10 protein-coding genes are annotated in these 11,209 nt (G+C 71.4%); 6 read left to right on the top strand and 4 right to left on the bottom strand.

What is annotated here, in order from left to right; genetic code table 11:
* Positions 1-216 precede the first annotated feature (216 nt).
* Positions 217-1,656 carry a gamma-aminobutyraldehyde dehydrogenase gene (locus tag ACIQMV_RS33180; protein WP_402596925.1) on the bottom strand — a complete coding sequence of 480 codons (1,440 nt, stop codon included), beginning with the start codon at positions 1,654-1,656 and terminating at the stop codon, positions 217-219.
* 171 nt (positions 1,657-1,827) lie between these two features.
* On the opposite strand from ACIQMV_RS33180, the gene ACIQMV_RS33175 reads away from it, so the two are divergent.
* The 6 genes from ACIQMV_RS33175 (at position 1,828) to ACIQMV_RS33150 (ending at position 7,698) form a co-directional block, all read left to right on the top strand.
* The gene (locus ACIQMV_RS33175; protein ID WP_141357882.1) at positions 1,828-2,346 is read left to right on the top strand and encodes an Lrp/AsnC family transcriptional regulator; all 519 of its coding nucleotides are present in this window, start codon (positions 1,828-1,830) and stop codon (positions 2,344-2,346) included.
* Entirely contained in the window at positions 2,331-3,710 is a 1,380-nt protein-coding gene (locus tag ACIQMV_RS33170; protein ID WP_402596924.1) for an aspartate aminotransferase family protein, read from the top strand. Before ACIQMV_RS33175 ends, ACIQMV_RS33170 begins: the two co-directional genes overlap by 16 nt.
* Before the next feature lie 256 nt (positions 3,711-3,966).
* Positions 3,967-4,710 (top strand): ABC transporter ATP-binding protein, encoded by a 744-nt coding sequence (locus ACIQMV_RS33165; protein WP_402596923.1) that lies wholly within the window; start codon positions 3,967-3,969, stop codon positions 4,708-4,710.
* Positions 4,692-6,167 (top strand): hypothetical protein, encoded by a 1,476-nt coding sequence (locus ACIQMV_RS33160; RefSeq protein WP_402596922.1) that lies wholly within the window; start codon positions 4,692-4,694, stop codon positions 6,165-6,167. Before ACIQMV_RS33165 ends, ACIQMV_RS33160 begins: the two co-directional genes overlap by 19 nt.
* A gap of 132 nt (positions 6,168-6,299) precedes the next feature.
* Complete coding sequence (locus ACIQMV_RS33155) at positions 6,300-6,707, top strand: VOC family protein (RefSeq protein ID WP_402596921.1); 408 nt, start codon at positions 6,300-6,302, stop codon at positions 6,705-6,707.
* Positions 6,708-6,957: 250 nt separating this feature from the next.
* Positions 6,958-7,698, top strand: a complete 741-nt coding sequence (locus ACIQMV_RS33150; RefSeq protein ID WP_402596920.1) for an LAETG motif-containing sortase-dependent surface protein — start codon at positions 6,958-6,960, stop codon at positions 7,696-7,698.
* A gap of 59 nt (positions 7,699-7,757) precedes the next feature.
* Here ACIQMV_RS33150 and ACIQMV_RS33145 read toward each other — a convergent pair whose 3' ends face one another.
* The 3 genes from ACIQMV_RS33145 to ACIQMV_RS33135 are packed head-to-tail and all read right to left on the bottom strand — an operon-like array spanning position 7,758 to position 11,201.
* Positions 7,758-8,555, bottom strand: coding sequence for a maleylpyruvate isomerase family mycothiol-dependent enzyme (locus ACIQMV_RS33145; RefSeq protein WP_402596919.1), 798 nt, complete (start codon positions 8,553-8,555; stop codon positions 7,758-7,760).
* A gap of 9 nt (positions 8,556-8,564) precedes the next feature.
* The gene (locus ACIQMV_RS33140; protein ID WP_402596918.1) at positions 8,565-9,599 is read right to left on the bottom strand and encodes an ABC transporter ATP-binding protein; all 1,035 of its coding nucleotides are present in this window, start codon (positions 9,597-9,599) and stop codon (positions 8,565-8,567) included.
* On the bottom strand, positions 9,600-11,201 hold the full coding sequence (locus tag ACIQMV_RS33135) for an ABC transporter permease (RefSeq protein WP_402596917.1): 1,602 nt from the start codon (positions 11,199-11,201) through the stop codon (positions 9,600-9,602).
* Positions 11,202-11,209 lie beyond the last annotated feature (8 nt).

The raw sequence follows: 11,209 nt of genomic DNA, 5'->3' as shown, positions 1-11,209 counted from the left end.
GTCGTCGACCACCGCCCGGCCCCGGACACACCACGTCGACCACCGCCCGGCCCCGGACACACCACGTCGACCACCGCCCGGCCCCGGACACACCACGTCGACCACCGCCCGGCCCCGGACACACCACGGCCCCGGACGGTCCGTCCTCCGTCCGGGGCCGCGAGCGGGCGAGCCACGCGTTCAGCGCGTCACGCGGTCAGTGACGCGCGGTCGGCGTCACGCGTCGAGCGACGTCATGACGTGCTTGATCCGCGTGTAGTCCTCGAAGCCGTACGCCGACAGGTCCTTGCCGTAGCCGGACTTCTTGAAGCCGCCGTGCGGCATCTCGGCGACCAGCGGGATGTGGGTGTTGATCCACACGCAGCCGAAGTCGAGCTTCTTGGACATCCGCATGGCGCGGGAGTGGTCCTTGGTCCACACCGAGGAGGCCAGCGCGTAGTCGACGCCGTTGGCCCACTCCACGGCCTGGTCCTCGTCCGAGAAGGACTGCACGGTGATGACCGGGCCGAAGACCTCCCTCTGGATGATCTCGTCGTCCTGCTTCAGGCCGGAGACGACGGTCGGGGCGTAGAAGTAGCCCTTGTCGCCGACCTGGTGGCCGCCGGCCTCGACCTTCGCGTGGGCGGGCAGCCGCTCGATGAAGCCGGCCACCTGCTGGAGCTGGTTGGGGTTGTTCAGCGGACCGAACAGGACGTCCTCGTCGTCCGGCTGCCCGGTCTTGGTCTCGGCCGCGGCCTTGGCGAGCGCGGAGACGAACGCGTCGTGGATGGACTCGTGGACGAGGACACGGGTGGCGGCCGTGCAGTCCTGGCCGGCGTTGAAGAAGCCGGCGACCGAGATGTCCTCGACGGCCTTGTCGATGTCGGTGTCCTCGAAGACCACGACCGGAGCCTTGCCGCCCAGCTCCAGGTGGACCCGCTTGAGGTCCTTGGAGGCCGACTCGGCGACCGACATGCCGGCGCGCACGGAACCGGTGATGGAGGCCATCGCCGGGGTCGGGTGCTCCACCATCAGACGGCCGGTGTCGCGGTCGCCGCAGATGACGTTGAAGACGCCCTTGGGCAGGATCGAGCCGATGATGTCGGCGATCAGGACCGTGGAGGCGGGGGTGGTGTCCGACGGCTTCAGGACGACCGTGTTGCCCGCGGCGAGGGCCGGGGCGAACTTCCACACGGCCATCATCATCGGGTAGTTCCACGGCGCGACCTGCGCGCAGACGCCGATCGGCTCGCGGCGGACGATCGAGGTCAGCCCGTCCATGTACTCGCCGGCCGAGCGGCCCTCGAGCATCCGGGCCGCACCCGCGAAGAAGCGGATCTGGTCGACCATCGGCGGGATCTCCTCGGAGCGGGTCAGCCCGATCGGCTTGCCCGTGTTCTCCACCTCGGCCGCGATCAGTTCCTCGGCGCGCTCCTCGAAGGCGTCCGCGATCTTCAGCAGGGCCTTCTGGCGCTCCGCCGGGGTGGTGTCGCGCCAGCCCGGGAAGGCCGCGGCCGCGGCCGCCATGGCGGCGTCCACGTCCGCCTGCCCGGAAAGCGGCGCGGTCGCGTACGCCTCGCCCGTCACGGGGTTGACCACCTCGGTGGTCCGTCCGTCGGCGGCGTCCCGGAACTCACCGTCGATGTAGTTGCGCAGACGACGCAGCTCGGTGCTCACTGCCGGCCCTCCTGATCTTGTTCAAGATGTCCCATCGCTGAGGCACCCACCCTAGTCCGGGGGCCCACGTTTTCAACACCCCCGCCGCCGCGAGTTCTGCGAAATCCGCACGTCTCGGTCTCGCAAACAACGAATTTCATTGCATCGACCTTGCGGAACTGTCGATACGTCGTGCACAGTGAGGTCGTGCCCAGTCGAAGCGCAGAGCAGAGGGACTCCCGCGAGTCCAGGAACGGGAGCAGCCCGCACCTGGACGCCGTCTCCCTCGCCATCATCGAGCAGTTGCAGGAGGACGGCCGCCGTCCGTACGCCGCCATCGGCAAGGCCGTCGGCCTGTCCGAGGCGGCCGTGCGCCAGCGCGTCCAGAAGCTGCTCGACCAGGGCGTGATGCAGATCGTCGCCGTCACCGACCCGCTCACCGTGGGCTTCCGCCGGCAGGCGATGGTCGGGATCAACGTCGAGGGCGACACGGAGTCCGTGGCCGACGCTCTGACCGGCATGTCGGAAGTCGAGTACGTGGTGATGACCGCGGGCTCGTTCGACATCCTCGCCGAGATCGTCTGCGAGGACGACGACCAGCTGCTGGACGTCATCAACAAACGCATCCGGGCGCTGCCCGGCGTGCGCTCCACCGAGAGCTTCGTCTACCTCAAGCTCAAGAAGCAGACCTACATGTGGGGAACCCGATAACCGTGAGCAAGGACCTCAGCCGTACCGCGTACGATCACCTGTGGATGCACTTCACCCGCATGTCCTCGTACGAGAACGCCCCCGTGCCGACGATCGTGCGCGGCGAGGGCACCTACATCTACGACGACAAGGGCAAGCGCTACCTCGACGGTCTCGCGGGTCTGTTCGTGGTCCAGGCCGGTCACGGCCGCACGGAGCTGGCCGAGACCGCGTCCAAGCAGGCGCAGGAGCTGGCGTTCTTCCCCGTCTGGTCCTACGCCCACCCCAAGGCCGTCGAGCTGGCCGAGCGTCTGGCGCACCACGCCCCGGGCGACCTGAACAAGGTCTTCTTCACCACCGGCGGCGGCGAGGCGGTCGAGACCGCCTGGAAGCTCGCCAAGCAGTACTTCAAGCTGACCGGCAAGCCCACCAAGTACAAGGTCATATCCCGCGCGGTCGCCTACCACGGCACCCCGCAGGGCGCCCTGTCCATCACCGGCCTGCCGAGCCTGAAGGCACCGTTCGAGCCGCTGGTTCCGGGCGCGCACAAGGTGCCGAACACCAACATCTACCGCGCCCCGATCTTCGGCGACGATCCGGAGGCCTTCGGCCGCTGGGCCGCCGACCAGATCGAGCAGCAGATCCTCTTCGAGGGCCCGGACACGGTCGCCGCGGTCTTCCTGGAGCCGGTGCAGAACGCCGGCGGCTGCTTCCCGCCGCCGCCCGGATACTTCCAGCGCGTGCGCGAGATCTGCGACCAGTACGACGTGCTGCTCGTCTCCGACGAGGTCATCTGCGCCTTCGGCCGTCTGGGCACCACGTTCGCCTGTGACAAGTTCGGCTACGTCCCGGACATGATCACCTGCGCCAAGGGCATGACCTCGGGCTACTCCCCGATCGGCGCGTGCATCGTCTCCGACCGCCTGGCCGAGCCCTTCTACAAGGGCGACAACACCTTCCTGCACGGCTACACCTTCGGTGGCCACCCGGTCTCCGCCGCGGTGGGCCTGGCCAACCTCGACCTGTTCGAGCGCGAGGGCCTCAACCAGCACGTGCTGGACAACGAGGGCGCCTTCCTCTCCACCCTGCAGAAGCTGCACGACCTGCCGATCGTCGGCGACGTCCGCGGCAACGGCTTCTTCTACGGCATCGAGCTGGTGAAGGACAAGCACACCAAGGAGTCCTTCAACGAGGAGGAGACCGAGCGGGTCCTGTACGGCTTCCTCTCCAAGGCGCTGTTCGACAACGGCCTGTACTGCCGTGCCGACGACCGCGGCGACCCGGTCATCCAGCTCGCCCCGCCGCTGATCTCCACCCAGGAGACCTTCGACGAGATCGAGCAGATCCTGCGCGCGACCCTGTCGGAGGCGTGGACCAAGCTGTGACCGCGGCGGCCCGACCGCCGCGCGAAAGGCGCACACCTGCGATCAGCTGATCAACACCGGCCCCGGTGCCGTCCGTTCGAGTGGGAAACGGCGGCCCGGGGCCGTGTGCTGTCCGGGCTCTCCCCAGGCGCTGCCTAGCGTGCCCTTGACGCGTCACTCTGCGTCGGACCGGCCCCGTGACCCGAGGTCTTCACACTCGTTCGCCCGTACGGGGGACACGGCACGGCATTCCCGATGAGAACCGAGGTGTACGCCCATGGACGTCCCACCCGACAACGAGGTGCTCTGGGCGCGGGCCCTGCACTACACCCACGACGACGGTTCACCCGCCCTCGGCGGCGTCACCCTCGGTGTCGCGCAGGGGGAGATCCTCGCCGTGAACGGGCCGAGCGGCAGCGGCAAGACCACCCTGCTGCGATGCCTGTCCGGCTTGACGCGGGTGCGGCACGGCGAGGTCTGGTTCAACAGCGTCCCGGTGCACACCCTGGGCCCGCTGGCCCGTGAGCGGCTGCGCCGCGACCGGTTCGGCTGGGTCGACCCCGCGCCCGTGCTCGTACCGGAGCTGAACGTCTGGGAGAACACGGCCCTGCCCCTGATGCTGCGCGGCACGAGCCGGCGGCGGGCCAAGGTGGCCGCCCAGGAGTGGCTGGAGCGCCTCGACGTCGGCGACCTGGCCCGTATGCGCCCGCACCGGCTGCGCCAGGCCGAGCGGCAGCGCGTCTGCATCGCCCGCGCGCTCGCCCCCTTCCCTACGGTGCTGTTCGCCGACGAGCCGACGGCCCCGCTGCACCGCGCCGACCGCGCCCACGTGCTGCGCACGCTCACCACCGCGGCCCGCTCGCACGGCATCACGGTCGTGCTCGCCAGCCACGACCCGGAGACCGCGGCCTTCGCGGACCGGACGGTGGCGGTGCTCGACGGGCGGTGCGTGAAAACCGTGCACCTGCCCCCGGTCGGCGACACCGCGGAAGGCCGGGCCGCGTGCTCGCTCTCCGTCTGACCCGCGTCGCCCGCCCGGGCGTCCAGCTGCGCCGCCTGACGGTCGCTGTGGCGTCGGCGGGCACGGGCTTCCTGCTGCTGTCCAGCCTCGGCTCCGCGCTCGGCCACCCGGAGCACTCGGCCGCCGCGGCGCTGCGCCTGTCCTGGTGCGTGCTGCCCCTGGCCGCGACGGTGTACCTCGCGGTCGCGGTGGCCCGCACCGACCCGGGGACCCGTCCCCGGTCGGGCCTGTCGGCGCTCGGTTTCGGCCCGGGCCGTCTGATGGCCGTCTCGGCGGCCACGACCGCCCTGGCCTGCGGCCTCGGCTCGCTGCTCGCGCTGCTGGTCTTCATGTACCTGCGCGGCGACGGCACGGAACTGCCGTTCGACGGCGCGGCACCGGCCTTCCTGGCGGCCGGGGAGCCACTGCCGGTGCCGGCCGTGCTGACGCTGCTGACCGTCGTCCCCGTCCTCACCTCGGTGGCGGTCGCGCTGGTGCTGTACCCCCGGGAGGCGAGGCTCACGACGGCCCGGAACTCCGACCGGAGGTACGGCCGCTTCGGGGCGTACCGGCGCACCGCCACGCGGGAGACGTTCGGGGCGTACGGCCGGTTCGGGGCACACCTCGGCGACGGGTCCGCCAGGCGACAGGACCGGCCGGCGGGGCAGGACCGGTCGGCGACGGCGTGCGCGGTCCGGCCCCAGGACACGGCCGACGGCACGGTGCGGACCGGGGACGACCTGTCCGGCGCCGCTCCGAGCGAGGCCGACCTGACCGGGGACGACCTGTCCGGCGCCCCCCAGGACGCCGGTCACGAACCCGCGCACGACGACACCGACCCCGACCGGCCCCCGGCCCCTCGGCAGCCGCCCACCGGACTCCCCTGGGGCATCGCCGTACTCGCCGCCGGCCTGGCCGTGGAGACGCACGCCGGACGGTCCACCACCCCCGGCGCCGTCCCCGGCCCGGTCCTCCCCGGCGGCCTGGCGTCCGGCTCCGCCGCGGTCCTCATCGGCTGGCTGATGACCGCACTCGGCCTCGCCCTGGCCGGCCCCGGGCTCACCCACCTGTGCGGCCGCGTGCTCCAGTCCGCGCGCCCGGGCGCCCTGCGGCTCCTGGCCGGGCGCGTCCTGATGGAGGAGGCGGGCCGCATCGGCCGCCCGCTGGGCGTGGTCTGCGCGGTGGGGTCGGGGACGTACGCCGTGATCGCGGCCTACGAGGGCACCGCCCGGGCGCTCGGCCCGCTGACGACGCTGGGCGCGCTGCTCGTCGCCGGCTGCGCCGTGACCACCCTGCTGATCGCCGCCGTCGAGGCGAGGCAGTCCCGTGCCGACGCCATCGCCGCACTGCTGCGGCTCGGCGCACCGGCCTCGGTGCTGCGCTCCGCCGCCCTCCTGCGCTGCCTCGCCCTGCTGGCCCTGTTCATCCCGCTGACCCTGATGGTCGCCGATCTCGCCGCCCTGCCGCTGGCCCCCTGAGCCACCGTCCCGCCGACCCACCCGCTCCGGAGAAGACACGCGAAAGAAATCCCGGGGCCGCCGATGAGTTCCGCGCGGACCCCGGGTCTACCCCTGAGAACGGCAACGAACCGCGATGGGAGAGACCCCGCCATGTACCAGCAGATGATCTTCGTGAACCTGGCGACGAACGACGTGGCCGCGTCCAGGAGGTTCTTCACCGAGCTCGGCTACACCATCAACCCCCAGTTCTCCACCGACGAATGCGCCTGCGTCGTCATCAGCGACACGATCATCGCGATGCTGCTCAGCAAGCAGCACTACGCCAACTTCACCAAGAAGGAGATCGCGGATTCGACGAAGTCCAGCGAGGTGCTGATCTGCCTGAGCGCGGAGAGCCGCGAGAAGGTCGACGAACTGGTGCAGAAGGCGATCGCGGCCGGTGGCACCGCGACCGACGAGGCCCAGGACCAGGGCTTCATGTACGGCCGCTCCTTCGACGACCTCGACGGCCACACCTGGGAGGTCATGTGGATGGACCCGGCTGCGGTGCAGGGCTGAGCCCACAGGGGGTTGAGGACAGGATCGTCTGGGCGGGTGCGTCGGCACCCGCCCAGACTCATGCCAACCCGTTGAAACCTTCACCTAGTTAATGATGAGGTAAAGTCAACGCCGCTGAGGGGCTGACGGATTGACACTCCCGCCGGAGCGCTTATAAACCTGAGCCTCCTGGGGTTACTGGGAGCTCAGCTTCGTCGTTGCCTCAACACCCCTCAAACCCCCCGCAATTGGGCATCCCGTGAAGGGCAAAGTGGCCATCTTGTCCATATCCCGTCGTACCGCACGCACCGTGCGCATCCTCGGTGTCGCCTCCGCGTCCGCCGCTCTCGCTCTCGGCGCCGCGGGCAACGCGCTCGCCTGCAACATCAAGGAGTTCTCCGCCGAAGCCAAGTGCGACGGCGAGAAGGGCGTCATCGTCGTCACCGACAAGGACCCCTCTCGTACCGAGGCCGTCGTCTCCGTGTTCCTCCAGAACAACGGCGCCGACGCCCGCGAGGTCGGTGAGCTCACGGTGAAGGGTTCCCGTGAGGGCACCACGATCACCTTCGCCGAGGACTGGCAGCCGAACGCCACCTACCGCATCCACGTCAAGGCCGGCAAGGACGGAAAGCTGGTCAACGAGGACATCAAGCCGAACCTGACCACTCCGTCCACGGCTTGCAAGACGGAGACCCCGAGCCCTCCGGCCACGCCGTCGGCGCCGGAGACGCCGGCCCCGTCGGCGACGGAGTCGGAGACTCCGTCCGAGTCGCCGTCGGAGTCGGAGTCGGAGTCCGCGGCCCCGACCGCGTCCGCCTCGGAGAGCACCACCGCTCCCGCCGGCAGCGAGAACAACGCTCCGTCGCCCGCGGTCGGTGACTCCAACCTCGCCGAGACCGGCGCCGACTCCAACACCGGCATGATCGCCGGCATCGCGGCCGCCCTGGTCGTCGTCGGCGGTGGCGCGGTCTTCTTCGGCATGCGCCGCCGTGGAGCGAACAGCAACCGCTGACGCCCCACCAGCGCACCACCCGTGGCCCGCACCCGAACTCGGGGGCGGGCCACGGTCGTTCATCCGAAGGTCGCTTGCGTCAGCCAGAACTCCAGCAGCTCCCGCTCGCCGAGCACCTCCAGCTCGGGGCTGTCCAGGGGCAGCCGGCTGTAGAACGCGAGCAGCACGGAGGTGAGCGGCCCGCGCAGGGCGACGGCCGCCTTCTCGTGACCGCGGCGCCAGGTGACGCCCTCCTCGGTCAGTTCGATGACCCACTCGGCGTTCAGCCCGGGATCGCCGTCGGTGGCGTGCAGATGGATGCTGCGGCCCGGACCGCGCAGCTCCGGGGCATCCGGGGTCGCCTTCTTCCGCTGGATGAACTCCACGATCTGAAGCCACTCGTCGATGGCGTCGGCGGCCACGTCCGCGGCGACCTCGTAGGGCCGGCCCGCGGCGAGCGTCGCGTCGGCACGGTGGATCGTGATCTCGTGGGTCATACGACGGGCCCAGAAGCCGGTGTCGAGGATCCCGGCCCAGGTCCACACCTTCGTGTCGGGTCCGGCCTCGCGGAGGGTGTCGACGGCCGTCCGGCCGGTCTCCGCCAGCCAGGCGTCCAGCGCGGCCGGATCGCCCTGCTCCTTCGGCCCCTTGGCGAGCGGGACCGCGTCGTCCGGGAGGTTCTCCAGCGCGCGGGTCCGGACCAGCGCCTCCACCCAGCGCAGGGCCCCGCCCATGTGCCGTACGAGCTCCTCCAGCGTCCAGTCCGGACAGGTCGGAACGGTGCCGGACAGATCGGCGCCGGAGGCGAGCAGGGAGCGCAACTCGTCGACTTGGTAAGCGATTTCGTCACAGTAACGGTCGTAGGAAAGCAGCGTCATGACCGCACACTAGGTGCCCTGTGGTCGATCGAGCACCACGATTTCGGTCGTGTCGAACTCCACGGCCACCTCGTCCCCGACCTCCGGTGCCGCGCGCAGGGCGCAGGCGGCTTCCAGGCGGGGGGCGTTGTCGGGCTGGAGGTGGACGGTGACGTGGGTGCCCTTGAAGGTGCGGGCGGTCACCGTGCAGGGCAGTCCCTCGGCGGCGGGGACGATGCGGACTCCGGCGGGCCGGACGAGGAGGGTGCGGATGCCCTGGGCCGAGCCGTCGGGGACCGGCACCTTGCCCCACGGGGTGACCGCGACCTCGCCGTCCACGGTCGCCTCCACCACGTTCTCGAAGCCGAGGAAACGGGCCACGAAGGCGTCCGCCGGCCGCTGCCACACCTCGAGCGGCGTGCCCCACTGGGCGATCCGGCCGTCCCGCATCACCACGACCCGGTCGGCGAGGGCGAAGGCCTCGCCCTGATCGTGCGTGACGGCGAGCACGGTGGTGCCCAACCGCCCGAACAGCTCCCGCAGTTCGACGACGAGACGCTCCCGCAGCGAGCGGTCGAGCTGGCCGAGGGGCTCGTCCAGCATCAACAGCCGCGGCCGGGGGGCGAGCGCACGGGCGAGGGCCACCCGCTGCTGCTCCCCGCCGGAGAGCGCGGCCACGGCCCGCCGCCCGGCGCCGGGCAGCCCGACCAGCTCCAGCAACTCCCCCACCCGGGCGTCCCGTTCACTCTTCGCCGCGCCGTGCATACGCAGCCCGAAGCCGACGTTTCCGGCCACGTCCCGCTGCGGGAACAGCTGGTGGTCCTGGAACATCAGCCCGACCTCGCGCCGGTGCACCGGTACCCCCGCCTGGTCCCGCCCGTCCAGCAGCACCCGCCCGGAGTCCAGCGGCTGAAGCCCGGCCACCGCGCGCAGCAGCGTCGACTTGCCGCTGCCGCTGGGCCCGAGCACGCACACGATCTCGTGCTCCGCGACCGACAGGCCGACCGCGTCCAGCGCGGCCCGCCCGCCGAAGCGCACGGTCGCGGCCTCAAGGCTCAGCAGCATCTAGAACTCCCCGCTCCGGTCGGTGCGCAGCCGCTCCAGCACCAGCAGCGCCACCGCGCACACCACCATCAGAATCGTCGACAGGGCCATCGCCTGGCCGTAGTTGAGGTCCCCGGGCCGGCCGATCAGCCGGGCCACGGCGACCGGCAGCGTCGGGTTGTCGGGCCGTGCGATGAACACGGTCGCCCCGAACTCCCCCAGTGACACCGCGAAGGCGAACCCGGCGGCGATGAGCAGCGCCCGCCGTACCAGGGGCAGGTCGACCTCCCGCCACACCCGCCACGGCGAGGCCCCGAGCACGGCCGCCGCCTCCCGCAGCCGTGCGTCCACCGCGCGCAGCACGGGCAGCATGGTCCGTACGACGAAGGGCACGCCGACCAGGGCCTGCGCGAGCGGGACCAGGATCCAGGACTGCCTGAGGTCAAGCGGCGGGCGGTCCAGGGCGATCAGGAAGCCGAAGCCGACGGTCACCGCGGAGACCCCGAGCGGCAGCATCAGGAGCGCGTCGAAACCGCGTACGAGTCGGCCCGCGTCACGGCGGGTGAGGGCCGCGGCGGCGAGAGCGCCGATCACCACGGCGATGGCTGTCGCCGCGGCGGCATAGCTCAGGGAGGTACCGACGGCATCGATCGGCGCGACCAGGAAGGTGCCGCCGTCCGCGTTCGTCAGCGCCCGGTAGTAGCCGAACCCGGGCGCGGTGAGCGACCGCTGCACCAGCACGGCGAGCGGCAGCACGAGGAGGACGGCGACGGTGGCGAGGACCCCGGCCAGCAGCGTCCACTGCCCGGCGCCGCGCGGCCGGCGGGCGGTCAGCGAGGCGTCGACCAGCTTCAGCGCGGTCTCCCGGCGCCGCACGGTCCAGGCGTGCACCGCGAGGATCGCGCCCACCGCGGCGAACTGGAGGATCGTCAGGACCGCGGCGGTGGCCAGGTCGAAGATCTCGGACGTCTGCCGGTAGATCTCCACCTCAAGGGTGGAGAAGGTCGGGCCGCCGAGGATCTGCACCACACCGAAGGAGGTGAACGTGAACAGGAAGACCATGAGTGCGGCGGCGGCGACCGCAGGCGCGAGCGCGGGCAGGGTGACCTTGCGCCAGGCGGCGAGCGGCGAGGCGCCGAGCATCCGGGCCGCCTCCTCCTGGCGCGGGTCGAGCCCCGCCCACAGGCCGCCCACGGTCCGTACCACGACGGCGTAGTTGAAGAAGACGTGGGCGAGCAGGATCGCCCAGACCGTGGTGTCCAGCCGTACGCCCCACAGTTCGTCGAGCAGGCCGCCGCGCCCGACCAGCGCGAGGAACGCGGTGCCGACCACGACCGTGGGCAGCACGAACGGCACGGTGACGACGGCCCGCAGGACCTGCCGGCCGGGGAAGTCGAGGCGCGCGAAGACATAGGCGCCGGGCAGGGCCACGAGCAGGGTGAGCGCGGTGGAGGCGAGCGCCTGCCAGGTGGTGAACCACAGCACGTGCCGGATGTCGGACTGCCCGAGCACATCGGCGATCCGCCCCAACCGCCAGGCCCCGTCGGCCTCCAGACCGCGCCGGACGATCGCGGCCACGGGATAGGCGAAGAACGCCGCGAAGAACGCGACGGGCACGGCCATGAGACCGA

Source organism: Streptomyces sp. NPDC091412 (assembly GCF_044756885.1).
Lineage (GTDB): Bacteria > Actinomycetota > Actinomycetes > Streptomycetales > Streptomycetaceae > Streptomyces.
The sequence above is the reverse complement of the archived record's forward strand: the minus strand, read 5'-3'. Positions and strand labels throughout refer to the sequence as shown.